23 protein-coding genes are annotated in these 25,556 nt (G+C 73.1%); 15 read left to right on the top strand and 8 right to left on the bottom strand.

The genetic code is table 11. From position 1 onward, the window contains the following. Positions 1-276: 276 nt before the first annotated feature. Positions 277-813, top strand: coding sequence for a hypothetical protein (locus tag AC156L_RS23635; protein ID WP_330880811.1), 537 nt, complete (start codon positions 277-279; stop codon positions 811-813). Here the strand turns inward: AC156L_RS23635 and AC156L_RS23630 are convergent. Beyond that, entirely contained in the window at positions 762-1,604 is an 843-nt protein-coding gene (locus AC156L_RS23630; protein ID WP_330880813.1) for a lysozyme, read from the bottom strand. The genes AC156L_RS23635 and AC156L_RS23630 overlap by 52 nt on opposite strands. A gap of 319 nt (positions 1,605-1,923) precedes the next feature. After that, positions 1,924-2,307, bottom strand: coding sequence for a hypothetical protein (locus AC156L_RS23625; protein WP_330880815.1), 384 nt, complete (start codon positions 2,305-2,307; stop codon positions 1,924-1,926). A gap of 234 nt (positions 2,308-2,541) precedes the next feature. On the opposite strand from AC156L_RS23625, the gene AC156L_RS23620 reads away from it, so the two are divergent. Next, complete coding sequence (locus AC156L_RS23620; RefSeq protein WP_330880817.1) at positions 2,542-2,946, top strand: STAS domain-containing protein; 405 nt, start codon at positions 2,542-2,544, stop codon at positions 2,944-2,946. A 12-nt stretch (positions 2,947-2,958) separates the two neighbouring features. Further along, entirely contained in the window at positions 2,959-3,342 is a 384-nt protein-coding gene (locus AC156L_RS23615; protein WP_330880819.1) for an STAS domain-containing protein, read from the top strand. Here the strand turns inward: AC156L_RS23615 and AC156L_RS23610 are convergent. From AC156L_RS23610 to AC156L_RS23595, 4 genes are all read right to left on the bottom strand, one after another. Beyond that, complete coding sequence (locus AC156L_RS23610) at positions 3,300-3,740, bottom strand: ATP-binding protein (RefSeq protein WP_330880821.1); 441 nt, start codon at positions 3,738-3,740, stop codon at positions 3,300-3,302. The genes AC156L_RS23615 and AC156L_RS23610 overlap by 43 nt on opposite strands. 86 nt (positions 3,741-3,826) lie before the next feature. Then, on the bottom strand, positions 3,827-4,846 hold the full coding sequence (locus tag AC156L_RS23605) for an LLM class flavin-dependent oxidoreductase (RefSeq protein WP_330880823.1): 1,020 nt from the start codon (positions 4,844-4,846) through the stop codon (positions 3,827-3,829). Positions 4,847-5,018: 172 nt separating this feature from the next. After that, positions 5,019-5,384 carry a darcynin family protein gene (locus AC156L_RS23600; RefSeq protein WP_330880825.1) on the bottom strand — a complete coding sequence of 122 codons (366 nt, stop codon included), beginning with the start codon at positions 5,382-5,384 and terminating at the stop codon, positions 5,019-5,021. After that, positions 5,374-6,291, bottom strand: a complete 918-nt coding sequence (locus AC156L_RS23595; protein WP_330880827.1) for an NAD(P)H-binding protein — start codon at positions 6,289-6,291, stop codon at positions 5,374-5,376. Before AC156L_RS23595 ends, AC156L_RS23600 begins: the two co-directional genes overlap by 11 nt. Before the next feature lie 114 nt (positions 6,292-6,405). Between AC156L_RS23595 and AC156L_RS23590 the strand changes: the two genes are divergently transcribed. The 9 genes from AC156L_RS23590 (at position 6,406) to AC156L_RS23550 (ending at position 18,654) form a co-directional block, all read left to right on the top strand. Beyond that, positions 6,406-7,344, top strand: a complete 939-nt coding sequence (locus tag AC156L_RS23590) for a LysR family transcriptional regulator (protein ID WP_330880829.1) — start codon at positions 6,406-6,408, stop codon at positions 7,342-7,344. Between the two features lie 905 nt (positions 7,345-8,249). Further along, the gene (locus AC156L_RS23585; protein WP_330880831.1) at positions 8,250-9,764 is read left to right on the top strand and encodes a sugar ABC transporter ATP-binding protein; all 1,515 of its coding nucleotides are present in this window, start codon (positions 8,250-8,252) and stop codon (positions 9,762-9,764) included. Further along, a complete protein-coding gene (locus AC156L_RS23580) occupies positions 9,761-10,777 on the top strand; it encodes an ABC transporter permease (protein WP_330880833.1) in 1,017 nt (338 codons plus the stop codon). The genes AC156L_RS23585 and AC156L_RS23580 overlap by 4 nt, the downstream gene beginning before the upstream one ends. Further along, on the top strand, positions 10,770-11,738 hold the full coding sequence (locus tag AC156L_RS23575) for an ABC transporter permease (RefSeq protein ID WP_330880835.1): 969 nt from the start codon (positions 10,770-10,772) through the stop codon (positions 11,736-11,738). Before AC156L_RS23580 ends, AC156L_RS23575 begins: the two co-directional genes overlap by 8 nt. Then, the gene (gene rhaS, locus AC156L_RS23570; protein ID WP_330880837.1) at positions 11,735-12,805 is read left to right on the top strand and encodes a rhamnose ABC transporter substrate-binding protein; all 1,071 of its coding nucleotides are present in this window, start codon (positions 11,735-11,737) and stop codon (positions 12,803-12,805) included. The genes AC156L_RS23575 and rhaS overlap by 4 nt, the downstream gene beginning before the upstream one ends. Positions 12,806-12,818: 13 nt before the next feature. Further along, positions 12,819-13,988, top strand: a complete 1,170-nt coding sequence (gene rhaI / locus AC156L_RS23565) for an L-rhamnose isomerase (protein WP_330880839.1) — start codon at positions 12,819-12,821, stop codon at positions 13,986-13,988. A 27-nt stretch (positions 13,989-14,015) separates the two neighbouring features. Beyond that, positions 14,016-17,177 carry a family 78 glycoside hydrolase catalytic domain gene (locus AC156L_RS23560; protein ID WP_330880841.1) on the top strand — a complete coding sequence of 1,054 codons (3,162 nt, stop codon included), beginning with the start codon at positions 14,016-14,018 and terminating at the stop codon, positions 17,175-17,177. Positions 17,178-17,219: 42 nt separating this feature from the next. Beyond that, the gene (locus AC156L_RS23555) at positions 17,220-18,209 is read left to right on the top strand and encodes a LacI family DNA-binding transcriptional regulator (protein WP_330880843.1); all 990 of its coding nucleotides are present in this window, start codon (positions 17,220-17,222) and stop codon (positions 18,207-18,209) included. Between the two features lie 97 nt (positions 18,210-18,306). After that, positions 18,307-18,654, top strand: a complete 348-nt coding sequence (locus tag AC156L_RS23550; protein ID WP_330880845.1) for a VOC family protein — start codon at positions 18,307-18,309, stop codon at positions 18,652-18,654. On the opposite strand, the gene AC156L_RS23545 is transcribed toward AC156L_RS23550, so the two are convergent. Beyond that, positions 18,651-21,071, bottom strand: a complete 2,421-nt coding sequence (locus tag AC156L_RS23545; protein ID WP_330880847.1) for a glycoside hydrolase family 3 C-terminal domain-containing protein — start codon at positions 21,069-21,071, stop codon at positions 18,651-18,653. The two genes, AC156L_RS23550 and AC156L_RS23545, sit on opposite strands and share 4 nt — an antisense overlap. A 303-nt stretch (positions 21,072-21,374) precedes the next feature. Here AC156L_RS23545 and AC156L_RS23540 point away from each other — a divergent pair, with 303 nt between their 5' ends. After that, positions 21,375-22,403, top strand: a complete 1,029-nt coding sequence (locus tag AC156L_RS23540) for a LacI family DNA-binding transcriptional regulator (protein WP_330880850.1) — start codon at positions 21,375-21,377, stop codon at positions 22,401-22,403. A 6-nt stretch (positions 22,404-22,409) separates the two neighbouring features. Here AC156L_RS23540 and AC156L_RS23535 read toward each other — a convergent pair whose 3' ends face one another. Further along, the gene (locus tag AC156L_RS23535) at positions 22,410-23,129 is read right to left on the bottom strand and encodes a GntR family transcriptional regulator (RefSeq protein WP_330880852.1); all 720 of its coding nucleotides are present in this window, start codon (positions 23,127-23,129) and stop codon (positions 22,410-22,412) included. Between the two features lie 135 nt (positions 23,130-23,264). On the opposite strand from AC156L_RS23535, the gene AC156L_RS23530 reads away from it, so the two are divergent. Continuing rightward, on the top strand, positions 23,265-24,551 hold the full coding sequence (locus AC156L_RS23530) for an MFS transporter (protein ID WP_330880854.1): 1,287 nt from the start codon (positions 23,265-23,267) through the stop codon (positions 24,549-24,551). A gap of 4 nt (positions 24,552-24,555) precedes the next feature. After that, a complete protein-coding gene (locus tag AC156L_RS23525; protein ID WP_330880856.1) occupies positions 24,556-25,512 on the top strand; it encodes an NAD(P)-dependent oxidoreductase in 957 nt (318 codons plus the stop codon). Positions 25,513-25,556: the final 44 nt, after the last annotated feature.

Here is a 25,556-nt window from a genome sequence, read left to right as displayed (position 1 = left end):
TAGACCTCGTCCACCGTCGCGTCCGCGCGCACCTCACCGTCCCGCTGGGCGCGGGACACCCCTCGACGGCGTCGCGCACCGCGGTGGCCGAGGCCTCCACGCGGTCGGTGAGCCCCGTCGGGCCCGCGGGGTCCTCCAGCAGCGCGACGAGCGCGAGCTTCGCCGGAGCGCCCGAGAACGTCTCCCGGAACACCGCCCCGGCCCCGCCGCCCTCGCCCCGCGCCCGCGCCGTCCCGGCGAGCAGCGCGGGGTGCCGGACGACCGCGGCCTCGACCAGTGCCCGCTAGGTGGGGAAGTGCCGGAGACGGTGCCGATCCCGACACCCGCCCGGCGCGCGACCGCCTCGGTCGAGCCCGCGCCGCCGGACTCGCCGAGGACCTCCACGGTGATCGCGACCAGGTCGACGTGCTGGCCGGGTTCCACGCCGAGGGCACCGACGTGCGGCACCCGATGGCCCCGCTCGGCGACACCCCGCTGCTCACCCGCGACGCGCTCCGGCGGCACTTCGCCGCGGCGGCGTCGGCGGGCCTGGCGGGCTTCCGCGTCGAGGACGTGCGCGTCCACCGCACCGCCGACCCCGAGGTGGTCGTCGGCGAGTTCACCCACCGCGGCGACGGGGACCGGGCCGTGCCGGGCGTCATCGCCCTGCGGGTCCGAGAGGGGGTTCGTCGTCGAGTCGCGCGACTACGTCGACCACCTCGGGCTCGCTCGTGCCGCGAACGCGCTCGACGCCCTCCGCGCACGGCTGACGAGCGCGGAGATCACCCGCGGACCTTCGGAACCCCGGTGCTCAGCGCCACCAGCCGGTCGTAGGAACCGTTGAAGACGTTCTGGTCCAGCGGCGTCGAGGTGTACTGCCAGATCGTGTAGAACTCCCACGCGTACGGCAGTTCGCCCACCGAGTCCGAGTACCTGGCGACCCAGAGCGGGTTGGTGGAGCTGAAGTCGCCCAGGTTGCCGGTGCACTGGGCCCACCAGTGCGTCGAGGTGTAGATCACGGGCCACCGACCGGTGCGCGCCGCGTAGGTGTCGCTGAAGCTCAGGATCCAGTCGACCATGGCGCTGCCCGCCATGCCGTAGCAGGTGTCGCCGTACGGGTTGTACTCGATGTCCAGCACACCCGGCAGGGTCTGGCCGTCGGCCGACCAGCCGCCGCCGTTGTCGATGAAGTAGTGCGCCTGGGTCGCGCCGTCCGACCGGTCCGGCAGCGCGAAGTGGTACGCGCCGCGGATCATGCCGACGGCGTAGGCGCCGGTGTACTGCGAGTCGAACCACGGGTTGAGGTAGCCCGTGCCCTCCGACGCCTTGACGTAGGCGAACCGGTTGCCCTCGTCCCAGTGCGCGGCCCAGTCGACCTCACCCTGGTGGCTGCTCACGTCGATGCCCTGGACCGCGCCGTCGGTGGACACCCGTGGAACGGCCGTCGAGGAGCGGTCGGTCCCCTCGTGCTTGGCGATCTGCGAGCCCGCGTAGTGGTCCGCCGATCCCTCCGGCAACCGCGCCTCGGCGGTCGCGCGGACGTGGACCGGGACCAGGACCCCGATCACCACCGTCACGACGGTGGTCCGCGTCGCCCACCCCTTCCACCCGCGTGGTGTCGACATGGCTTCCCCCGTCCTCGTGCCCGCCCGGTCGGCCGGGCGGTGCGGCGACTGCTTCCGCGCAGCGGCTACCCCCGATCCGCCGCGGGAAAAACGCCTGTCCGCCCGGTCAACCCGTGCGTGGAGCGAAACACGAAATTTCTGCACGCGCAGTGACCGCGCTCGCTTTCCGCCGTGGGGGTCTTGCCCGATCGAGTGTGCCTGGCCAAACCTCGTCGAACCCTTTTCCGCTCATGAGGTGAATTCCCGTCGGAGGGCGGCGGTGAAAACGAATTCGCGTTCGACGGGCCTCGCCGGGTGGGTGGGCGTCGCCTTTCCGGGATCACGGTCGCGGGTGTTCGGGCACCGGGTCCGGCGGCGGCGCGGGCACCTCCAGGGAGGCTCGGGCCGCCAGCAGTTCGGCACGCCCCTCCAGCAGGCCGTTGTCGGCGCAGAAGTGGCCGAAGGCGCGGCGGACGTGCAGCAGCGCGTCGGCCACCACGCCGCCGGGATCGGTGCGGGCGAGCGCGGCGAGCTGGGCCTGCACCGGCTTCGTGGTGCTCACGAAGACCCGCAGGACGCGGTTCACCAGCTCGCCGGGGACCGGTCGCGGAGCGGCCGGGTCGTCCAGGTGCCGCAGGGGTGCCGCGGCGGCGTCCAGAGCCGTGCCGAGAACCGCGACCGGATAACCGAATTCGGACTTCAACCACGTGGTTTCACTGCTCATGCGACCAGCGTAGGAGGATTCGCCGGTCGTCGCGATAACGCGATTCACGTCGGCCGGAGGAATGCGGAAGCATGGTGACTGGCGGTCAACAGGTCACTCAATTCGGTGAAACCGACGGTGGCTGGCAGACAACGTCAGTAATCAGCGCCTACGGTCGACGGACCGATCTGTTCGACGACGAGGAGACGCCCAGGTTTCCGGTTGGTTCCAGGCATTCCGCAGTGGAGGTCCACGATGGACGACGTGGTGTCGGCAGGGTTCGCCCAGATCTCCCGGCGACGCGGAGCGACCGTGCTCACGGTCGCGGCCGAGGTCGACATGGCCACCTCGGGGGTGCTGCGGTGGGTGCTGTACGAGTTGCTGGGGGAACGGCCCGCGACGCTCGTGCTCGACCTGCACCGGGTGGGTTTCTTCGGCTCCAGCGGGACCAACGCCCTCATCGGCGCGGTCCACCGCGCCGAGCGGCTCGGGGTCCGCTTCGTGGTGGCCGCCGACAAGCGCGCCGTGCTCCGCGTCCTGGCCGTCACCGGGGCCGCCGACCTGGTCGCGGTCTACGGCTGCGTCCCCGAGGCGCTGGAGGCGTTCGTCCCGCGACCCCGCGCCGGTGCCGGGCTCCGCGTGCCCTCAGGGGTGAGGTAGATCGCCGTCGCCGTGGAGGAGAGCTGGGGCGAACCGACGTCGCTGACCGTCCGGTGCGGGTTCCTCGCGGGCGCCGTGATGGTCACGGCGTCCGGGGAGCTCGACCTGGACACCGTGCCGGAACTGGAGCGCCGGGTCGCCGCGGCGCTGGAGGCCGCGACCGCGTGCACCTCCGCGACCGTGGTCGTGGTGGACCTGACGTCGGTGTCCTACCTGGACTCGTCCGGGCTGAACATGCTGGTGCGGTGCCACGAACTCGCCTGCCGCCACCACCTCGCCCTGCACGTCGTGGCGTCGGACCGCCGCGTCCTGCGGCCGATCCACGCGACGGAACTCCAGCACGTGCTGCTGCTCTACCCGACCACGGCCGAGGCGCTGGCCCCGCCGACCACCTGACCGGGCAGCAGCGCCCACGCGGACTCGCCGCCGTCCGGGTCGGGGAGCACGCCCCAGCCCGAGCACAGCCGGTCGAGCAGCGTGCTCGCCCGGCTCGGGCAGAGCGGCGAGGACCGCAGGGCGGGCGCGGGCTCCGCGCGGCCGACCTCCACGAGCACGTCGCCCAGCGACGACGACAGCCGCAGCACCCTCGGCCGGTCGCTGTGCGCGTAGGTGTTGGCGACCAGTTCGCTCGCCACCAGCAGCACGTCGTCGACGAGGAGGCCGTCGAACGCCGAGGAGCGGCAGTGCTCGCGCAGGGAGCGGCGCACGGCGCCCGCGGTGTCGTGGTCGGCTATCCGCAGTTCCCACGGGATCGGAGCGCCTGCGTGCCGGAAGGTCGGCTGTCGCGCGTCCATGGCGTTCCTCCCGCGGTGAAGGGGTTCTACGGGGCGGGTACCCGCCGCGGGCGGTGCGAGACGTTCCGTCCAGGGGGAAGTGTGCGCTAGGGAGCTGGTTTCCACCCGAGCGCCGGACCCAGCTCCGCGGCGATGTCGGTGAGGATCTGCACGTAGTCCTCGTGCTCGAAGGTGAACGGCAGGGCGAACGCGACCTCGTCGACCTCCTGGAACCCGGCGTGCGCGTGCAGGCGGTCGGCGATCTCCCGCGCCGGGCCCACCAGGTCGGGCGCGAACAGCAGGCGGGCGGGCCCCTGCGGGGTGGCGGTGCGCGGCAGCCGCTTCTCCGCGTAGGCCTCGTACCTGGCGCGCTGCTCCGGCGACGCGCTGTCGGTCGGGATCACCACGAGCCCCTGCGAGACGCGGGCCCGGTCGCCGTCGGGGTGGTGGGAGCGGAACTCCCGCACGTGCGACCGCTGGATCTCGGCGAAGTCCTCGGACTCCTCGGCCTTCACCACGCTGCTGGTGAGGAAGTTCATCCCGTTCTCCCCGGCCCACCGGGCCGAGCGCAGGCTGGCGCCGCCGTACCACATGCGCCGCCCCAGGCCCTCGGAGTGCGGCTGCACGCGGTCGGAGAACACCTCGAAGCCCTCGACCCCGCTGAAGTCGGTGGCGGCCTCGCCGCGCACGAAGTCCAGCAGCCGCCGGACGCGCTCGTAGCCGAAGTCCTCGACGTCGGCGGTGTCCGGGTACAGCGCCCGCTTGACCCGCTCGTAGTGCATCGGCGGCCCGACGCTGACGCCGGGGTTGAGCCTGCCGCCGGACAGGACGTCGACCGTGGCCAGGTCCTCGGCCAAGCGCAGCGGGTTCTCCCAGCCGACCGGGATCACGGCCGTGCCCAGTTCGATGCGCGAGGTCCGCTGGGTGGCCGCCGCGAGCACGGCGACGGGGGAGGAGATGCCGTGCTGGAGGTGGCGGTGCCGCACCCAGGCGCTGTCGAACCCCAGCCGCTCGCCCAGCTCGATGATCTCCAGCGTCGAGTCGTGGCCCCTGCGCGGGTCGGCCGCGTCGAACAGGCCGATGGTGAGGAAGCCCAGCTTCCGCAGCGGTTCCGAGGTGCGTGGCACGCGGGCTCCTTCGTCGTCCGGCGAACGTCGTGATTGTGGCAGGCGGACGGTCGAGGGGTCGGTGACGTGCCGCGCCGCGTCCACTGGTCGGGAACGCCGATGTCGCACCGGGGTGCCGGGTGGTCCGCTCCGCCGGCCGGTGCGGTGGGCGCACCGGCCGGGCGGGGGAGCCTCAGGTGGAGAGGGTGGCCACCGGGTCCACGCCGTAGGTGCGGGCGTAGCCGTTCTCGGTGCCCACGAACAGGTCCACGACGTCGAAGTAGCGGTCCCAGAAGGGGGTTTCGCGCAGCGCGTCGACCAGGAGCTGGTAGGCGGCGTGGTCGTCCGCCTCCCAGACCCAGATGTCGGTGACCCGCGCCGAGTAGAACTCCGTGTCGTAGAAGCGGGACCTGACGCCGCGGGTGCGGGCCTCGACCACCGGCACGACCTGCGTGGTGAAGGCGTGGACGCGTTCGGCCACGGTCATCGCCAGCCACTCGGGCGTGGTCTTGACCAGGATGAACGCGGTGACCGGCGACTCGGTCCGCTCAGCTGGCACCGACGGCCTCCGGTGCGGTGAGGACGGCGGGCTTGAGGGTCTCCGCGCACCACCGCGCGAACCCGGTGCCGGGCCGCGCCCCCGGCTCGCGGACGACACCCGCGTCCAGGCCCTGGTCCTTGGCGCGCTTCATGCCGACCACCCCTTCGACGAACGCCGGGTCGAGACCGTGGCCGAGCAGGGCGGAGCGCAGGTCGTCGAGCGCCTGGCGCCGGTAGCGGACCGGACGGCGCAGCTCCTCGGTCATGACGCGGGCCAGGTCCTCGGGCGACAGGTCCTGCGGGCCGAGCACCGGCACGCTGTCGACGCCGGTCCACGAGCGGTCCAGCAGCAGCTCGGCCGCCACCGCGGCGATGTCGGCGACGGCCACCAGCGGGGCCGCGCGGTCCGCGGCGACGGTGTCGGTGAAGACGCCGTCCTCGCGGATCGAGTCGACCTCCTCCAGCAGGTTCTCGAAGAAGGACGGGCCTGCCAGCGCGCGGTAGGCGACGCCGGAGCCCGCGATCAGGTCGTCCACGGCGAGGGTGGCGGTGACCAGCCCGGCGCTGTCGGCCTGCGGGGTGCCCCGGCCGAGGGCCGAGACGCCGACGACGTGGCTGACGCCGTGGGCGGCGAACGCCTGCGCCGCGGGACGGGTGAAGCCGCTGTACGCCTCGTCCGGTGGGAGCGAGCCGTTCGGCGGCACCAGCCAGAACACGGCGTCGGCCCCGGCGAAGGCGCGGTCGACGGTCGCGGGGTCGCCGTGCGAGCCGGTGACCACCTCGACCCGTCCGCGCACGGCCTCGGGGAGCCGGGCGGGGTCGCGCACCACGACGCGCAGCTCCTCTCCTCGGGCGGGCGCGGCCTCCAGCAGCAGCGGCAGCAGCCGCCTGCCGATGTTCCCGGTGGGTGCGGTGATGACGATCATGGAACCTCGCGTTCTGCTTCGGGTCGGTGTGACCTCGTCATCGTGTGGACACCACCGCTTTTGCCACAATGGGAACTTCAGCATCAGATCATTGCCTGAAATGGAACAACGCTGATGAGCAGCCCGGACTCGAAGCTCGACGCCAACCTCGCCGTCGCCCTCGACGCCCTGCTGACCGAGCAGAGCGTCACCAGGGCCGCCGCGCGGCTGCACACCTCGCCCGCGGCGATGAGCCGCACCCTGGCCCGGCTGCGCAGGCTGCTCCAGGACCCGCTGCTGGTGCGGGCGGGGCAGACGATGGTGCCCACGCCGCGCGCCCAGGTGCTCCGGGGCGAGGCCGCGGCGGTGGTGCGCGACCTGGCGGCGCTGCTCACCCCGAGCGGGAGGGTCGACCCCGCCGCGCTGCGGCGCACCTTCACCGTGCAGGCCTCGGACGTGGTCGGCGCGGCGCTGGCACCGGGGCTGCTCGGGCTCGCCCGCCGCCGGGCGCCGGGCGTCTCGCTGCGGGTGCTGTCCGAGGAGTGGGAGGCGGGCCCGGCGCTGCGCGAGGGCCTGGTCGACCTGGAGATCGGGATCATCGACCACGTCGACCCGGAGACCAGGGTCGAGGAACTGGTGACGCTGCGGATGGCGGCGGGCGTCCGGGCCGCGCACCCGCTCGCCGAGGGCCCGCTGACGCCCGCCGGGCTGGCCGCGGCCCAGCACGTGGCGGTCAGCCGCCGGGGCCGCTTCACCGGCCCGCTGGACACCGCCCTGGCCGGGGTGGGGCTCCGCAGGCGGATCGGTGTCGTCCTGTCCGGGCACCTCGGGGCGATGGCGCTGGCCGCGGTCGAGGACGTCGTCTGCCTGGTGCCGACCGCGCTGCCGGGCGAGCCCCCGTCACCGCTCAGCGACGCGGCGCACTCGCTGGGGCTGCGGCTGCTGGACATCCCGCTGCCGTTGCCACCGCTGACGATCGGCATGGCCTGGCACCCGCGCCACACCGCCGACGGGGCCCACCGGTGGCTGCGGGACGCCGTGCGCCGGGTGCTCCGCCCGGCCGGGGAGGAGTAGGGGGAGCGGCCGAGCCGGTCGTCGTGGGTCTGGTGGAGCGGGTGGCGGGCACCGGCCACCCGCCCACCTCTACGCGAACGGTGCCACCTCGCGGGCGGCGGGCTTCCCCGCGCTCCTGGCGGAGCCGCCCGAGCACCCGTCCGACCGCCGTTCCACCGTCATGTCCGACGCCGGGACCGCGTGGCGCACCCCGTCCACGGTGCCAGTCCGAGCGGCGGGCCCCAGCGCCTCGGTCCGCCCCCTCCGGGGACCGGGACGTGTCGCCGCACTGCTCGATTCGTGGTCACCAGGGGGAAGCTAGTGAGATCCCGATCAGTTCGGTGAATACCGTCCGCGAACAGCGCGAGAAGGCGGAAGGCCAGGCCACGTGGGGCCCGCGAGCGGCCCGGAGGCCGGGAACGCCTATTCGTCCAGGCGTGAAAGACCTTGACGGGGCCCCGGATCGAGCCCGTGACCGCGTCACGCGGTGCGGTCGGCTCAACGGGTGACGAGCCGGGGAGCGTACCGGTGAACCGGTTGATCTCCACCGCGACGCCCACCCCTGTTTCCGCCGGATGGCCTGCGGATGCCGGGGGCGCGGCGCAGGATGGGCGGGATCACCGGTCGACAGGACCCCACCAGGGGCGATCCGACCACGGAACCAGGAGGTCTGCCCCGTGACGCAGCCCGATCCGAACCCGATCTACACCTCGCTCGTCGCCGAGCACGGCGATCCCGGCGCGGTGGAGCCGGGGGACCCCGTCGATCGCCACCCGGAGCCCCACGAGTCGCCGCGGTCGAGATCGCAGAGGGTTGAACGCCGCCCCTAGGCTGGTCCGTTCGCACCATTGACAGCGGATGTGACGCGTAGCACACTCCCTTACGCCTCATGATTGAAACGTTTCATCACGTACCGGGAGTCGTGTGTGGACCTGCCCCAGGAGCAGCCGCTCGTCGTGCTCGACCGCGTCTCGAAGACCTTCGGCGCGGTCGCGGCGCTGACCGACGTCACCCTCGCCCTGGTGCCCGGCGAGGCGCACGCGCTGCTGGGCGAGAACGGCGCGGGCAAGTCCACCCTGATCAAGACCCTCGCGGGCGTGCACCGCCCCGACAGCGGACGGGTGCTGGTCGACGGCGAGGAGGCGCGGTTCTCCGGACCGGCCGACGCCAGGGCCGCCGGGATCGCGGTGATCTACCAGGAGCCGATGCTCTTCGGCGACCTGTCGATCGCGGAGAACGTCTACACCGGACGCCAGCCCCTCAGGGCGGGGCGCCGCATCGACACCAGGGCCATGCACGCGCACACCGCGGCCCTGTTCGACCGGCTCGGCGTCGCGCTCGACCCGGTCCGCCCCGCGCGCGGCCTGTCCATCGCCGACCAGCAGGTCGTCGAGATCGCCAAGGCGCTGTCGTTCGACGCGCGGGTGGTCGTGATGGACGAGCCGACCGCCGCCCTGTCGGCCCGCGAGGTCGACCGGCTGTTCGAGGTCGTCGAGGTGCTGCGCGCCCAGGGCACCGCCGTGCTGTTCGTGTCGCACCGGCTCGACGAGGTGTTCGCGCTGTGCCGGCGGGCGACCGTGCTGCGCGACGGCGAGCACGTGTGGGACGGACCCCTGGACGGCGAGACGCCGGACGGGCTGGTGCGCCGCATGGTCGGCCGCGAGCTGTCCGCGCTGTTCCCCAAGCAGGACACCACCCCCGGCGAGGTGCTGCTCGACGTCCGCAGGCTCACCAGGGAAGGCGTGTTCACCGACGTCTCGTTCCAGGTCCGCGCGGGCGAGATCGTCGGGCTGTCCGGCCTGGTCGGCGCGGGCCGCAGCGAGGTCGCCCGCGCGATCTTCGGCATCGACCCCGTCGATGCGGGAGAGGTGCGGGTCGGCGGAAGGCCGCTGAGGCTCGGCTCGCCGACCGCCGCGATGGCCGCGGGCATCGGCCTGGTCCCGGAGGACCGCCGCCAGCAGGGCCTGGTCGTGGACGCCTCGGTGGAGCGCAACGTCGCACTGGCCTCGCTCGGCCGCCTGTCCCGGTTCGGGCTGCTCCCGCGCGGCGCCGAACGGCGGCTCGCGCAGGACTGGTCGCTCAAGCTGCGCATCAAGACCGCGCGCCTCGGCGCGCCCGCCGCCACGCTGTCCGGCGGCAACCAGCAGAAGGTCGTGCTCGCGAAGTGGTTGTCGCGCAAGCCCTCCGTGCTGATCGTCGACGAGCCCACGCGCGGCATCGACGTCGGCACCAAGGCCGAGGTGCACCGGCTGCTGTCCGAGCTGGCCGGGGAGGGCGTGGCGGTGCTGATGATCTCCTCGGAGATGCCCGAGGTGCTGGGCATGGCCGACCGGGTGCTGGTCATGCACGAGGGCGGACTCGTGGACGACATCGCCCGTGCCGACGCGACCGAGGAACGGGTGGCGCTGGCCGCGGCGGGCAGGCCGGGGGTGGCCTCGTGACCGCCGTCGCGCCCTCGCGCGCCCGCCGCGTCGCCGCGCTGGTGGGCCGCGCCCGCGAGCTGGGCATCGTCGTGGCGCTCGCGCTGGTGATCATCCCGACCGCCTTGGTCAACCCGAGGTTCGTGGAGGCGCAGGGCATCCGCGACCTGCTGCTCAACGCCTCCGTGGTGGCCGTGCTGGCGGCGGGCCAGACGCTCGTGGTGGTGACCCGCAACGTCGACCTGTCCGTCGGCTCCACGCTGGGGCTCTCGGCGTTCCTGACGGCGAGGGTGTTCGCGGACCACCCCGACGTCCCGATCGTCCTGGGCCTGCTCGTGGGCGTGGGTGTCGGCCTGGTCTGCGGGGTCGTCAACGGCCTGCTGGTCGCGGTCGGCCGCGTGCCCAGCCTCGTGGTCACCCTCGGCACGCTCCACGTGTTCCGCGGCGTGGACTTCGCGCTGGCGCAGGGCACGCAGATCAACGCCTCCAACCTGCCCGACGACCTGCTGGACCTGGGCAACGGCAGGCTGTTCGGCGTCCCGGTGCTCGTGCTGATCACGCTCGCCGTGGTTGCCGCCGCCGCGCTGTACCTGCGGTCCTACCGCTCCGGCCGCGACCTCTACGCGATCGGCTCCAACCCCGAGGCCGCCGTCCTGGCCGGGATTCCCGTGCCACGGCGGGTGTTCACCGCGTTCCTGCTGTCGGGCACGGTCGCGGGCCTGGCGGGCGCGCTGTGGGTCGCCCGGTACGGCACGGTCGACGCGGCGGCGGGCACCGGCCTGGAACTCCAGGTCGTCGCGGCGGTCGTCGTCGGCGGCGTGGCGATCTTCGGCGGCTCCGGCACGGTCGTCGGCGCGGCGCTGGGCGCGCTGCTGCTCGGCACGATCGCGAGCTGCCTGGTCGTGCTGCGCGTCCCGGCGTTCTGGCAGCAGGCCATCAGCGGCGCACTGCTCATCGGCGCCATCACCGTCGACCGGCTCCTGGCGCTGAGGCTCGCCAGGGAGCTGCGCGGAAGGAGTGACCACGATGCTTGAGCGGTTCGCCCGCTGGGAGACCGCGCTGGTCGCTCTCCTGGTCCTCGTGGCGGTCGTCGGCCAGATCCGCACCGGCGGTGCGTTCCTGGACGGCGGCAACCTGTTCTACCTCGGCCTGGACATCGGCGAGGTCGCGCTGATCGCGCTTCCGCTCACGCTCGTCGTGGTGTCCGGCGAGATAGACCTGTCCGTCGCGTCCGTGCTGGGCCTGTCCAGCGCGGTCATCGGCGAGCTGTGGGACGCGGGCTGGACGCTGGAGGCGATCCTGCCGACGGTGGTCGTGCTCGGCGCGGTGTGCGGAGCGGTCAACGGCCTGCTGGTGACCCGCCTCGGCCTGCCGTCCCTGGCCGTCACGATCGGCACCCTCGCCCTGTACCGGGGTCTGGCGCTGGTCGTGCTCGGCGACCGGGCCGTGGCCGACTTCCCCGCCAGCTTCACCGAGTTCGGCACCGCACCCGTTCCCGGCACCTGGGTGCCGTGGCCGATCCTGCTGTGCGCGGTGCTCGCCGTCGCGTTCGCGATCACCCTGCACACCAGCTCGTTCGGCCGGTCGGTCTACGCGATCGGCTCGAACGAGGAGGGCGCCCGCTTCTCCGGCATCCGGGTCAAGCGGGTCAAGCTCACGCTGTTCGTCCTGACCGGCGCGATGTCCGCGCTGGCCGGGATCGTCTACACGTTCCGCTTCTCCAGTGCCCGCGCCGACAACGGAGTCGGCCTGGAACTCGCGGTCGTCGCCGCCGTCCTCCTCGGCGGCGTCTCCATCTTCGGCGGACGCGGAACGCTGGGCGGTGTGCTCGCCGGAGTGCTCCTGCTCGGCGGTCTGCGCAACGTCCTCATCCTCGACGACGTCTCCACCGAGATCCTCACCGTCGTCACCGGCCTGCTGCTCCTGGTGAGCGTGCTCGCGCCGGCGCTGACGGCCCGCGTTCGCACGTCAAGCACAGGAAGGCGATCACCATGACCCCACGCCCCGCGGTCACCACGCTGGTGCTGCTGCTGTCCGGCGCGGTCGCGCTGGCCGGGTGCAGCGGCACCAGCAAGAACAGCGTCCAGTCCGACGCCCCCGCGGCGGGCGGCACGGCCGCCGCCGACCCGAACGCGACGATCAAGGAGGGCTTGAGGATCACCTTCCTGCCCAAGGCGGTCAACAACCCGTACTTCACCGTGGCGCAGAAGGGGTCGGACGAGGCCGCGTCGGCGATCAAGGCCGAGCTGAAGGCGACCGGCCCGTCCGAGGCCAGCGCGTCCTCCCAGGTCACCTACATCAACACCGCCGCGCAGCAGAAGCAGAACGCGCTCGTGCTGTCGGCCAACGACGCCAACGCCGTCGCCCCGGCGCTGAAGACCGCGCGGTCGCAGGGCGTCAAGGTCGTCACGTTCGACTCCGACGCCGCTGCCGACGCCCGCGACGTGTTCGTCAACCAGGCCACGGCGCAGGAGATCGCCGCCGTGCAGGTGAAGATGGTCGCGGAGGCGACCGGCGGCCAGGGCGAGATCGCGATCCTGTCGGCGACCCCCAACGCCACCAACCAGAACGCCTGGATCGAGATCATGAAGACCGAGCTGGCCAAGCCCGCCAACGCCGGTCTGAAGCTCGTGGAGACGGCCTACGGCAACGACGACGACCAGACGTCGTTCCAGAAGACGCAGGGCCTGCTCCAGGCGCACCCGAACCTCAAGGGCATCATCTCGCCGACCACCGTGGGCGTGGCCGCGGCGGCCCGCTACCTCAGCTCCTCGGAGTACAAGGGCAAGGTCGCGCTCACCGGCCTGGGCACGCCCAACCAGATGCGCGACTTCGTCAAGGACGGCACGGTCAAGTCGTTCGCGCTGTGGGACCCGAGCAAGCTCGGCTACCTGGCCGTCTACGCCGCGGGCGCGCTCGCGTCCGGCCAGATCACCGGCGCGGAGGGCGAGGAGTTCAAGGCGGGCGACCTCGGCGACTACACGATCGGCGCCAAGGGCGAACTGGTGCTCGGTCCGCCGACCGAGTTCACCGCGAGCAACATCGACCAGTTCAACTTCTAGCCCTGGGGGCACGATGACGGAGACCGCGGACCGGGTGAAGGACGCCCTGCGCGCACAGCGGATCGAGACGCCGTCGTGGGCGTACGGCAACTCCGGCACCCGGTTCAAGGTGTTCACCCAGCCGGGAGTGCCGCGCACGCCGTTCGAGAAGATCGACGACGCCGCGCAGGTGCACGCCTTCACCGGCGTCGCGCCGACGGTGGCGCTGCACATCCCGTGGGACACCGTCGACGACTACCGGGCGCTGGCCGACCACGCCGCCGAGCGCGGCGTGGCGCTGGGCGCCATCAACTCCAACGTGTTCCAGGACGACGACTACAAGCTCGGCAGCGTCACCAACCCGGATCCCCGGATCCGGCGCAAGGCGACCGACCACCTGCTGGACTGCGTGTCCATCATGGATCAGACGGGGTCGCGCGACCTCAAGCTGTGGTTCTCCGACGGGCTGAACTACCCCGGCCAGGACAACCTGGCGCGGCGGCAGGACAGGCTGGCCGAGGCGCTGCGGGAGGTCTACGACCGGCTGGGCGACGACCAGCGGATGCTGGTGGAGTACAAGCTCTTCGAGCCCGCGTTCTACGCCACCGACATCCCCGACTGGGGCACCGCGTTCGCGCACTGCGTCGAACTCGGGCCCAAGGCGCAGGTGGTGATCGACACCGGTCACCACGCGCCGGGCACGAACATCGAGTTCATCGTGGCGTTCCTGCTGCGGCAGAAGAGGTTGGGGGCGTTCGACTTCAACTCCCGCTTCTACGCCGACGACGACCTGATGGTGGGTGCGGCCGATCCGTTCCAGCTGTTCCGGATCATGCACGAGATCGTCCGCGCCGACGCGCTGGGGCCGGAGGCGGGCATCGCCTTCATGCTCGACCAGTGCCACAACATCGAGGCGAAGATCCCGGCGATCATCCGCTCGGTGCTCAACGTCCAGGAGGCCACGGCGAAGGCGCTGCTGGTCGACGCGGACGCGCTCGACGCGGCTCAGGACTCCGGTGACGTGCTGGAGTCGAACGACGTGCTGATGGACGCCTACAACACCGACGTCCGTCCGCTGCTCGCCGAGCTGCGGACCGACATGGGGCTCGACCCCGATCCCGTCCGGGCCTACCGCCGGTCCGGTTACGGCGATCGGATCAGCGCGGACCGCGTTGGCGGCGACCAGGCCGGGTGGGGCGCCTGAACCGATGACCTTCACGAGGGGAAACCGATGAGCGGCGGGGTCAACCGGCGGGACTTCCTGGTGGGCACGGCGGTGGGGGCGGGGGCCTTGGCACTTCCGATGGGCACGGCGGCGGCGGATGTGGAACCGGCGGGCGGTGTGCGGGTCGAGTCGACGACGGTCGAGTACGCGGAGACGCTGCTGGGCACGGACGTCGCGAAGCCGCGGCTGTCGTGGGTGCTGGCGGCGGACGGCGCGGGTGGCGCGCAGACCGCGTACCAGGTCCGGGTGGACGGGGTGTGGGACACCGGCAAGGTGGTGTCCGACCGCGGCGTCGGGATCGTCTACGACGGTCCCGCGCTGCGCCCGCACACCCGGTACACCTGGCGGGTCCGGGTGTGGGACCAGCGCGGCAGGCCCTCGGCGTGGAGCGCGGCGAAGTGGTGGGAGACGGCGTTCCTCGGCACGGCGTGGACCGCGAGGTGGATCGGCGCCGCGCCACCGGTCGCCGGGCTGTCGTTCGACCCGGCGTCGTGGATCTGGTCGCCCGGCGCGACCCCGTCCGGCGCTCCCGCGGGCCCGCGCTGGTTCCGCGCGGGCCTGGACGTGCCACCGGGGACCACCCGCGCGCGGATCATCGCCACGGCCGACGACGACTTCACCCTCTTCCTGAACGGGCAGCAGGTGCTGTCCTCGCCGGAGCAGGTCGACGGCTGGAAGCTCGGCAGGTCCGCCGACGTCACCGCCGGGGTGCGCGCCGCCGGTGGCCGGGTCGTGCTCGCGGCGCTGGCCACCAACCGCGGCACCGTCTCGGTCAACCCCGGCGGCCTGCTCGTGCGGCTGGTCGTCGAATCCGGTGCCGGGCAACGGGAACTGGTCACCGGAACCGGGTGGAAGGTCGCCGAGACCGAGCAGGACGGGTGGCAGCGGAAGGAGTTCGACGACTCGGGGTGGGTGGCGGCGACCGTGCTCGCGGCGTACGGCCAAGGCCCGTGGGGTCGGGGCGTGAGCCTGGTCGTGGAACCCCCGGCGCCGGTGCTGCGCAAGGAGTTCAGCCTCGCCAAGCCGGTCGCGAGCGCCCGGCTGCACATCGCCGGGCTGGCCTACCACGACGCCCGGCTCAACGGCGGCAAGGTCGGCGACCGGGTGCTGGACCCCGGTTTCACCGACTACGAGGAGACCGTCCTCTACGCCACCCACGACGTCACCGCGCAGCTCAAGGAAGGCTCGAACACCCTGGACGTGACGCTGGGCCGCGGTTTCTACGGCATGACCACGCCGAACGTCTGGCGCTGGGAGCAGGCGCACTGGCACGCCGAGCCGAAGCTGCTGGCACAGATGGAGATCACCCACACCGACGGCTCGCGCACCACCGTCGCCACGGACACGAGCTGGCGGGTCGCGGAGAGCCGGACCGTCACGAACTCGCTGTACGCGGGGGAGTCCTACGACGCCCGCCGCGCGGTCGAGGGCTGGAGCGAGCCCACGCTGGTCACCGCGCCGACCGGCACCCTGAGGGCCCAGCAGCACGAACCCATCCGCGTGGTGGAGACCGTGCGCGCCACCGCCGTCACCGAGCTGCGAGCCGGGGTCTACGTCGTGGACCTCGGCCGCACGATGGCGGGGTGGTCGCGGATCACCGTCACCGCACCCGCGGGCACGGTCGTCCGGCTGGCCCACGGCGAGCGGCTCAACCCCGACGGCAGCGTGCTCAACACCAACGGCCACGTGCCCGGACGCCACCAGGTCGACGAGTACACCTGCTCCGGGCAGGGCGTCGAGACGTGGGAGCCCCGCTTCTCCTACAAGGGTTTCCGCTACGTCCAGGTCACCGGCTTCCCGACCAAGCCGGGGCTGGGCGACGTGGTCGGCCGGGTCGTGCACAGCGACGTGCCGGAGACCGGGACGTTCCGCTGCTCCGAGCCGTTCTTCGAGCAGCTCGACCGCGCGATGAAGCGGACCCTGCTCAACAACCTGCACGGCATCCCCACCGACACCCCGATGTTCGAGAAGAACGGCTGGACCGGCGACGCGCAGCTCGGCGCGCCGGTGCTGGCCCACGCGTTCGGCGTGCAGCGGTTCCTGACCAAGTGGATCGGCGACCTCGCCGACAGCCAGACCGGTCCCGGTGCGCTGCCGGTGATCGTGCCCAGCGGCGGCTGGGGCTACCAGGAGGCCGCGCCCTCGCCGGAGTGGACGACGGTGTACCCGTTCCTGGTCCGCGAGATGTACCGGGTCTACGGCGACGAGCGGCTCGCGGCCGACCACTGGGCGACGCTGACGAAGTACCTGGACTGGGAGGTCGGCCGCCTGCGAGGAGGGCTGGCCACCACGGCGCTGGGCGACTACCTGCCGCCCGGCTACGGCGGCAACCCGCCGGAGGACACCCGGCTCACCGCGACCGCGTACCTGCACCGCGCGCTGGTCGCCACGGCCGAACTCGGCGACCTGCTGGGGCACGCGGACGTCTCGGCCCGCTACCGGGCCACGGCGAACGCCTGCCGCGACGCGCTGAACGCGGAGTTCCTCGTCGACGGGCACTACCGCAGCGCGCGGGACCCGGACTTCCGCCAGACCTCGCAGGCGATCCCGCTGATGTTCGGGCTCGTCCCGGCGGGCCAGGTGCCGTCGGTCGTGGCGGCGCTGGTCGCGGACGTCCGGGCGCGCGGCGACCACCTCAACACCGGGGCGCTGGGCACCAGCGTGCTGCTCAGGGCGTTGACCCAGCACGGTTTCCCCGACGTGGCGCACGCCATCGCGGTGCAGCGCGGCTTCCCGAGCTGGGGATTCTGGTTCGACAACGGCGCCGACACGATGTGGGAGATGTGGCCCGCGGACTCGCGGTCGCGCGACCACTACTTCCAGGGCACGGTCGTGCAGTGGCTCTACGAGAACGTGGCCGGCCTGCGCCCCGGTGACGCGGGCTACAAGACGTTCGTCGTGCGGCCGGACGCCCGCGTCGGCGTGACGTGGGCGCGGACCTCGATCCGGACCGTGCGCGGCACCGCGTCGGTCGGCTGGTCGCTGGTCGGCGCGGAGGTGCGGCTCACCGTGGAGGTCCCCGTCGGGTCCACGGCCGAGGTGCACGTCCCGGCCGCGTCGCGCGAGGCCGTCACCGCTCCGGCGGGCGCGGAGTTCGTCCGCGTCGAGCCGGGTTTCGCGGTGCACCGGGTGCCGTTCGGGACGTGGCGGTTCACCGGACGGCAGTGAATCGTTTCAGCAGAATCGTCGCCCGACGAATAGGATCGCGCGATGGCGCCGAGCATCAAGGACGTGGCGGAACGTGCCGGGGTTTCCCTCGGCACGGTCTCCAACGTGCTCAACCGGCCGGACAAGGTGTCCGAGGCGACCAGGGAGGTCGTCCTCGCGGCCATCGCGGAACTGGGGTTCGTGCGCAACTCCCAGGCCGCGCAGCTGCGCGCGGGCACCAGCCGGTCGCTGGGCCTGATCGTGCTGGACCTGGCCAACCCGTTCTTCCACGACATCGCCAGGGGCATCGAGGACGTGGCCACCGAACTGGGCTACGCGCTGGTGCTGTGCAACTCCGACGAGCAGGCCGCCCGCGAGGACCGGTACCTGCGACTGCTGGAGGAGCAGCGGGTCAGGGGAATGCTGATCACCCCCGTGGGGCCGATGTCCGAACGGCTCGACGCGCTGCGCCGCCGCGGCACGCCGACCGTGCTGGTGGACCGGCACTACCAGGGGGTGGACTGCTGCTCGGTCGCGGTGGACGACGTGGCAGGCGGTGAACTGGCAGGCGAGCACCTGGTCGCCGCGGGGCACCGGCGGATCGCCTACGTCACCGGCCCGCTGTCGCTGCGGCAGTGCAAGGACCGGCTCACCGGGCTGCGCCGCGCCGTCGCCGACCGGGGCGTGGCGGTCGACGTGGTCGAGGTGCCCGCGCTCAAGGCCCGCCACGGGTACGAGGCCGCGCGCGAGCTGTTCGACGGCGGTGCCGCGCCGACGGCGGTGTTCTGCGCCAACGACCTGCTGGCGCTGGGCGTGCTGCGCGCGGCGGTCAGCACCGGCCGCCGGGTGCCCGACGACGTCGCCCTGCTGGGCTACGACGACATCGAGTTCGCCGCGGACGCCGCCGTGCCGCTGTCGTCGGTGCGCCAACCGACCCTCCACATAGGACGGACGGCGGCGCGGTTGCTCGTGGAGGAGTGCGACCAGCCCGCGGCGCACTCGCACCAGCAGATCATGTTCCGCCCCGAGCTGGTCGTCCGCGAGTCGACGTGAAGCGCCGGATCGAGAGGACACCTCGACTTCGGTGCCGCACGCGGGATTCGCTCGTCCGTGCGGCCACCGGACCGACTCGGCCGCCTAGCATGGCCGGATGGCCCTTGACCTCTACGCCGGAATCCCCGTCGACGACTTCCCGTCGGCGCTCACCTGGTACGAGAAGTTGTTCGGCTTCCCCGCCTCCTTCGTCGCGAGCGACACCGAAGCCGTGTGGGACCTCGCCGAGCACCGATCGGTGTTCATCTGCCAGAGGCCCACGCACGCCGGACGGGGGATGCTCAACATCGTCGTCGACGACCTGGACGCCGCCGTCGCCCGCATCGCCGCGGCCGGGATCAGGCCCACGAAGCGCGAGACCTACGACAACGGCGTGCGCAAGGCGACCTACCACGACCCCGAGGGCAACGAGGTCGGGTTCGGCGGTGCTCCCCTCCTGGGCTAGCGGGCCGTGTTGAGCTTCCCGAACAGCGGCAGGTCGCCCGCCGACGGTCCGGCCAGCAGCGTGATCGTGCCGCTCGCCGGGCGCCACGCGCGGTCGGCCGTCGACCACCGCCGCAGCGCGTCCGCCTCGATCGGCACCCGCGCCCACACCGCCTCGCCGGGAGCGGCGCGCACGGTCGTGTAGCCGACGAGCCGCCGGTCCTCGCCCAGCGCCTGGTAGACCTGAACGACCTCCCGGCCCTCGCGCGCACCGGTGTTGCGGACCCGCACCCGCACGTCGAAGCCCGCCCCGGCGTCGACGTTGTCGCGGGCGGAGAAGCCCTCGTAGGCCCATGTCGTGTAGCCCAGCCCGTGGCCGAACCAGTACGCGGGCGCCACCGGGTGCGCCGCCCACGCGCGGTAGCCGATCAGCGCGCCCTCGGTGTAGCCCAGCACGCCGTCGACCGGCGTCGTGTCCAGCACCGGCACGTCCGCCGTGCGCGCCGCCCACGTCGTCGGCAGCCGCCCGCCGGGCTCGGCCGCGCCGAGCAGCACGTCGGCCAGCCCGTCGCCCGCCTCCTGGCCGGGGAACCACGTGACCAGCACCGCGGCGACCTCGTCGCGCCACGGCAGCTCCACCGGCCCGCCCGCGTTGACCACCACGACCGTGCGCGGGTTCACCGCCGCGACCGCGCGCACCAGCTCGTCCTGCCTGCCGGGCAGCGCCAGCGTGGTGCGGTCGAAGCCCTCGCTCTCGATCTCGTCGGTCGTGCCGACCACGACGACCGCCACGTCCGACGTCCGCGCCAGCTCCACGGCCGCCGCCAGCTCCACGTCCTCGTCCACCAGGGGCGGGTCCGCGGCCAGCGCGACGGCGTTGCCCTCGCCGGGCGTGAGCCGCCGCCGGGCGCGCACCAGCACCTCGTGCCCCTCCCGCACGGGCCAGGTGGCCTCGCGGAACGACGGCGCGACGTGCACGTAGGTCGGGTCGTCGGACTCGGGCACGACCAGCTCGTCCACGAGCACGTGCCCGTCGACCTCCAGCAGCACCTCGCCGAGCCCGACCACCGCGAACCGCCAGTCGCCCGGCGACGGAGGCCTCAGCAGTGCGCTGACCTCGACGAAGGCCGCGTCCACGTCGATCGACGGGTCGAGGATCCGGCCGCTGAGCCGGTGCTCGGCGTGGACCACCTCGCCGTCGGGGTCCAGGTACCGCACGAGCACGCCGGGCTCGCCGGTGACCGGGTCGCTGGTGTGCTCGGGCTTGAGCGGGGTCGGCCGGGTGTGCAGGACCGCGCCCGCGCGGTGCACGACCTCGGCCCGCCCGGCGAGCGCGGAGCGGATGCCGTCGACGGGGGAGACCACGGCCGCCGGGAACACCCCGGCGCTGCCGCCGCCCTGCACCCGCGCGTCCACGGCGTTCGGGCCGAGCACGGCCACGCGGGTCAGCGCGGCGGGGTCCAGCGGCAGCAGGGCGTCGTTGCGCAGCAGCACCGCGCCCGCCGCGACGGCCCGCCGCAGCCGGGCGCGCGACTCGTCCGGGGTGATCCGCGGCGGCGGCACCGGAGTGGCGGGGGAGAGCGCCCCGACCCGCCTGGCCAGCAGCAGGATGCGCCGCAGCCGGTCGTCGACCTCCGACTCGGCCACGTCGCCGCGGAGCACGGCCTCCTCCAGCGGAGCGGCGCGCAGCTCGTGCGGGCCGGGCATCGCGAGGTCGGTGCTCGACCCGACCGAGCGCACCGCGCCCCAGTCCGACACCACGACGCCGTCGAAGCCCCACTCGCCGCGCAGCGGCTCGTCCAGCAGCGGGCTGTCCGACATCGTCGTGCCGTTCACGCCGTTGTAGGCCGACATGACGACCCACGCGCCCGCGCGCACGGCCGCCTCGAACGGCGCCAGGTACACCTCGCGCAGGGTCGCCTCGTCGATCCGGGCGTCCAGCGTCAGCCGCTCGGTCTCCGACTCGTTGGCCACGTAGTGCTTCGGGGTGGCCGCGACGCCGCCGGACTGCACGCCGCGCACGTAGGCGGCGCCGATGCGGGAGGTGAGCAGCGGGTCCTCGGAGAAGCACTCGAAGTGCCTGCCGCCCAGCGGGGAGCGGTGCAGGTTGAGGTTCGGCGCGAGCAGGACGTCCACGCCCTTGCGGCGCGCCTCGGCCGCCAGCAGCCTGCCCAGCCCGCTCACCACGTCGGCGTCCCAGGTCGCCGCCATGGCCGTCGGCGACGGCAGGGTCAGGGCCGTGTCGCGCTCGTCCCAGCGCTCGCCGCGCACGCCCACCGGCCCGTCGGAGAACACGATCGCGCGCAGCCCGATCGACTCCTCGGCCTGGCCGCGGAACGTGCCGCCGCCCGACAGCAGGCGGATCTTCTCCGCCAGGGTCAGCCGGTCGATGAGCACGTCGAGGTCGGTGTCGGTGCCGGGTCTCTGCGTGGTCGTCATGGGGCGATCACTCCTGGGGTGGTGATTTGGAGAGCGCTCTCCGAGTAGGGACACCCTCGCCTTTCGACGTCACGTGTGTCAAGTCATGCCCACGACCTGGTATCGCGGTGCGCGGGAGCCCGAATTTCGCTGTTCCCACACCGGAATCGCGCCACCGGGGACAAAGCCCTTGGAGAGCGCTCTCCAAGGCGTTCGGAAAGCGGTCTCCGGGCGGCCGACCGGAGCACCGGCCGTCGGCGTCCGGCGGTCGGCTCGACCGGTTCGTGACCTGGAGAGCGCTCTCCGCTGTGTTATAAAGCCTCCATGAGCGCAGCGTCCCAGGCACGTCCTCCCACGTTGGAGGACGTGGCACGGGTGGCGGGGGTGTCGAGGGCGACGGTGTCGCGCGTGATCAACACGACCCGCAACGTCGACCCGGCCATCCAGGAGACCGTGCGGCGGGCCATCGCCAAGACGGGCTACACCCCCAACACGGCGGCGCGCTCGCTGGTCACCCGCCGCACCGGCACCATCGCGCTCGTCGTGTCCGGCGCGGGCGGCTTCGGCGGCGACATCCTGGTGGACCCGTTCTTCGGCCGCGTCGCCAGCGGCATCATCAGCGCGCTGCGACCGCGCGGCATCTACCCGCTGCTGATGTTCGCCGACACCCCCGAGACCCGCGCGCACGTGGTCGACCACCTGCGGCAGGGCAACGCCGACGGCGCGGTCGTCGTCGCCATCCACTCCGAGGACCCGCTGCCCGCGATGCTCGTCGCGGCCTCCGTGCCCTCGGTGCTGTTCGCCCGCCCGACCCGGCCGCTGTCGATCAGCTACGTCGACCTCGCCCACCGCGACGGCGCGCGGCTGGCCGTGGACCACCTCGTCGCCCGCGGCTGCCGGCGCGTCGCCACCATCTCCGGTCCGCTCGACGTGCCCGCGAGCCAGGAGCGGCTGGCCGGGTTCCGCGAGGCCTGGGCCGCCCACGGCCACCCCGAGGCGCCGTTCGTGGAGGGCAACTTCACCCAGGACAGCGGCGAGCGCGCCATGGAGCGCCTGCTCGCCGAGCACCCGGACGTCGACGGGGTGTTCGCGGCCAACGACCTGATGGCCTCCGGCGCCCTGCACGTGCTGCGCGACCACGGCCGCCGCGTGCCCGACGACGTCGCCGTCATCGGCTTCGACGACAGCAGCGCCGCCACTTCCAGCAGGCCTGCCCTGACCACCGTGCGCCAGCCCGTGGAGGACATGGCGGCGGAGATGGTCGGCCTGCTGCTCGACCGCATCGGCAGGCAGGACCGCCGCGTCACGTCCGTGGTGTTCGAGCCGACGCTGGTGGTCCGCCAGTCGGCGTGAGGGGGATCAGCCCCGGCGCGGTTCGCCGCGCAGCGCGTTGAGGCCGCCGCGCGCGTCCTCCAGGACGATCTGCTCGGCGGCGGCGGAGTCGCCCGCGCGCAGGGCGTGGACCAGCGCCCGGTGGCTGGCGTAGCGGTCGAGGCCGAACTCCTTGTCGGCGGCGACCCGCTCCAGCAGGCGCGTCCGCCGTTCCGACGGGGAGAACACCCTGGTCTGCTCCAGCAGCCTGACCAGGACCGAGTTCGCCGCGCACGCGTTCACGCCCTCGTTGAACCGCTGCATGGTGTCGAGCAGCGCGTCGAGGTGCCGGTCGATCGGCTTGCCGTCGTCGTGCCGCTTGCGGATGACGATGTGCAGGTCGTCGGCCTCGTCGAGGATCGCGTCGAGGCGGTCGAGCTGGTCGGGGGTGGCGTGCCGGGCGGCGAACCGCGCCACCAGGCCGCGCAGGCCGATCTCGACCTCGGCGAGGTCCTGGCGCGCCGTGTCCCCGATCGTGGCCACGACGACCGTGCGCGGGCCGGTGCGCTCGATGAGCCCGTCCTGTTCGAGCCGCCGGATGGCCTCGCGCACGGGGGTGGGGCTGACGGACAGGCGTTCGGCCAGCCCGCGTTCGGTGATCTTCTCGCCGGGACGCAGCTCGCCGGACCCGATGGCGTCGCGGACCGCGCGGTAGGAGCGGTCGGCGAGCGTGTCGTTGGTGAGCGTGCTCAAGGTGTCCCGTGCCATGCCACCACGATAGACGACGTGCGATTGGTTAAGTCTTAAGAAACTTTTGACAAGCTTGCTATAGCATCTTACGGTGTGCCGCACGCCACTCCGGCGTTCCCACCTGGGCCATCCCACTCCACCGGGGGATCACGTATGACGTCGGCAACCACACCCGTGGACCGCGCGGCCGCGCGCGGGATCGTCTTCTTCTGCGCCCTGGCGGTGTTCGCCCAGGAGTCGATGTGGACGTTCTACGACGCGCAGGTCCCGCCGCTGCTGCGGGAGCACGTCGGCAGCGCCGCGGTCGTCGGCCTGCTCATGGGCATGGACAACCTGCTCGGCATCTTCATCCAGCCGTGGATGGGCAACCGGTCCGACAACACCAGGACCGCGTGGGGGCGCCGGATGCCCTACATCGCCGTGGTGATGCCCGCCTCGGCGCTGCTGTTCCTGCTCATCCCGCTCTCCTGGTCGTTCGCGTCGCTGGTCGTGGTGATGTTCCTGTTCGCCCTGGTGGGCAACAGCTTCAAGCCCGTCGTCGAGTCGCTGATGCCGGACTTCGTCGAGCCGGAACGCCGCAGCCGGGGCAACGCGGCGGTGAAGGTCGCCTCCGGGCTCACCACCGTCACCACGGCGGTCATCAGCGTCCTGCTGGTCGACGACCACCCGACGCTCGCCTTCGTCGTCCCGTCCGCCACCGCGTTCGTCGTGGTGGCCGTGCTGGTGTGGCGGGTGCGCGACAACCGGTCGCGCGCCTACCGGGCCGCGCTGGTCGAGGACGCCGCCGACGCCGGGAGGACCGACGCGGTCCGGGGCGTGCGGATGCGCGCGGTCGTGCTCGGCATCGTCCGCGACGTCGACCGCAGCCCGCTGCTCCTGCTGGCCTCCGTGCTGCTCTTCGGCGGTGCCTACGCGGCGTCGCGGGCGCTGATGACGCCCTACGCGATGGAGGCCGTCGGGCTGTCCCGGGGCGACGCCGGCGGGCTCACGCTGCCGGGCGGGCTGGCGTTCCTGGTCGCCGCCTACCCCGCCGCGCTGCTCGCGGAACGGATCGGCCGCCTGCGCACGATGACGATCGGCATGGCCGTCTTCGCCGCGGCGATGGTCCTGGCGACCGCCGTGCCGACCGCGACCGCGACGATGGCCGCGCTGGTCCTGGCCGGGGTCGGCGCCTCCGGGTTCATCATCAACGCCGCCGTGGTGCTGTGGAACCTCGCGCCCACGATGCGCGTGATCGGCACCTACACCGGCCTGTACACGGTGACCTGGCAGCTGGGCGGGCTGGTCGGTCCCGCGGCCGTCGGCGGCATGGTCGACATCACCGGCTGGCGCTTCATGCTGCTCGACGCGGGTCTGCTCGCCGCGCTCGCCGTCGTCGCGGTGCTGCGGATCCGGGTGCTGGCCCGCCGCCGCACCTCCGGCGTCGCGAAGGTGCTGTGACGCCGTGGCCCTGGTCCTGATCACGACCGACCACCTGCGCCCCGGCGACGAGGTCGACCTCCTGCTCGCCGAGGCGGGCCACCGCACGCGCCACCTGCCCGGCACGGGCGTGCGCGACCCGGCCGAACTCGTGGCCGCCCTGGACGGCGTCGAGGGCGCGGTCATCGGCACCGAGCCGCTGACCGCCGCGGTCCTGGGCGCCGCGCCCGCGCTGCGCGCCGTCGTCCGCTCGGGCGTCGGCCACGACTCCGTCGACGTCGAGGCCGCCACCCGCCTGGGCATCTCGGTGAGCACCCTGCCGGGCGTCAACGCCAACGCCGTCGCCGAGTACACCCTGGGGCTGCTGATCGCCGCCGCCCGGCGCCTGGTGCCGCTCGCGCTCGGCGTCGCCGAGGGGCGCTGGCCGCGGGGGAGCGGTCGCGAGCTGCGCGGCGCGACCCTGGGCCTGGTCGGCTACGGCGCGTCGGCGCGCGGGGTCGTCCCGCTCGCCCGCGCGTTCGGGATGACGGTGCTGTGCACGACGAGCGTCCCGGACGACGACCCGTCCGTGCGGTTCACCGACCTCGGCACGCTGCTGCGCGAGTCGGACTACGTCTCGCTGCACACCGCGCTCACCCCGCGGACGCGGCGGCTCGTCGACGAGGACGCGCTCGCGACGATGAAGCCGACCGCCGTGCTGGTCAACACCGCTCGCGGTCCGCTGGTCGACGAGGCCGCGCTCGTGCGGGCCGTGACCACCGGGGTCATCGCGGGGGCCGAGCTCGACGTCGTGGACGTCGAGCCGCTGCCCGCCGACAGCCCGCTGCGCGGGGTCGACGGCATCACCGTCTACTCGCACATGGCGGGCCAGACCGCCGAGGCCCGCCGGGCGGCCGGGGTGGGCGCCGCCCGTGAACTCGTCGCCGCGCTCGCCGGGGCACCGCGGTCGTCGGTCAACGCCCACCTGATCACGGCGGGGTAGGTCCGATCTTCGCGTGTTATGCTATAGCAAAAGTCAAAAGTAAC

This window comes from Umezawaea sp. (assembly GCF_057122925.1).
The sequence above is the reverse complement of the archived record's forward strand: the minus strand, read 5'-3'. Positions and strand labels throughout refer to the sequence as shown.

What these genes read in the sequence shown, in the direction of transcription:
- AC156L_RS23630 (WP_330880813.1), bottom strand. Translation starts at nt 1,604, where the DNA reads ATGTCGACACCACGCGGGTGGAAGGGGTGGGCGACGCGGACCACCGTC.
- AC156L_RS23625 (WP_330880815.1), bottom strand. Translation starts at nt 2,307, where the DNA reads ATGAGCAGTGAAACCACGTGGTTGAAGTCCGAATTCGGTTATCCGGTC.
- AC156L_RS23620 (WP_330880817.1), top strand. Translation starts at nt 2,542, where the DNA reads ATGGACGACGTGGTGTCGGCAGGGTTCGCCCAGATCTCCCGGCGACGC.
- AC156L_RS23610 (WP_330880821.1), bottom strand. Translation starts at nt 3,740, where the DNA reads ATGGACGCGCGACAGCCGACCTTCCGGCACGCAGGCGCTCCGATCCCG.
- AC156L_RS23595 (WP_330880827.1), bottom strand. Translation starts at nt 6,291, where the DNA reads ATGATCGTCATCACCGCACCCACCGGGAACATCGGCAGGCGGCTGCTG.
- AC156L_RS23590 (WP_330880829.1), top strand. Translation starts at nt 6,406, where the DNA reads ATGAGCAGCCCGGACTCGAAGCTCGACGCCAACCTCGCCGTCGCCCTC.
- AC156L_RS23575 (WP_330880835.1), top strand. Translation starts at nt 10,770, where the DNA reads ATGCTTGAGCGGTTCGCCCGCTGGGAGACCGCGCTGGTCGCTCTCCTG.
- rhaS (WP_330880837.1), top strand. Translation starts at nt 11,735, where the DNA reads ATGACCCCACGCCCCGCGGTCACCACGCTGGTGCTGCTGCTGTCCGGC.
- rhaI (WP_330880839.1), top strand. Translation starts at nt 12,819, where the DNA reads ATGACGGAGACCGCGGACCGGGTGAAGGACGCCCTGCGCGCACAGCGG.
- AC156L_RS23560 (WP_330880841.1), top strand. Translation starts at nt 14,016, where the DNA reads ATGAGCGGCGGGGTCAACCGGCGGGACTTCCTGGTGGGCACGGCGGTG.
- AC156L_RS23555 (WP_330880843.1), top strand. Translation starts at nt 17,220, where the DNA reads ATGGCGCCGAGCATCAAGGACGTGGCGGAACGTGCCGGGGTTTCCCTC.
- AC156L_RS23550 (WP_330880845.1), top strand. Translation starts at nt 18,307, where the DNA reads ATGGCCCTTGACCTCTACGCCGGAATCCCCGTCGACGACTTCCCGTCG.
- AC156L_RS23545 (WP_330880847.1), bottom strand. Translation starts at nt 21,071, where the DNA reads ATGACGACCACGCAGAGACCCGGCACCGACACCGACCTCGACGTGCTC.
- AC156L_RS23540 (WP_330880850.1), top strand. Translation starts at nt 21,375, where the DNA reads ATGAGCGCAGCGTCCCAGGCACGTCCTCCCACGTTGGAGGACGTGGCA.
- AC156L_RS23535 (WP_330880852.1), bottom strand. Translation starts at nt 23,129, where the DNA reads ATGGCACGGGACACCTTGAGCACGCTCACCAACGACACGCTCGCCGAC.
- AC156L_RS23530 (WP_330880854.1), top strand. Translation starts at nt 23,265, where the DNA reads ATGACGTCGGCAACCACACCCGTGGACCGCGCGGCCGCGCGCGGGATC.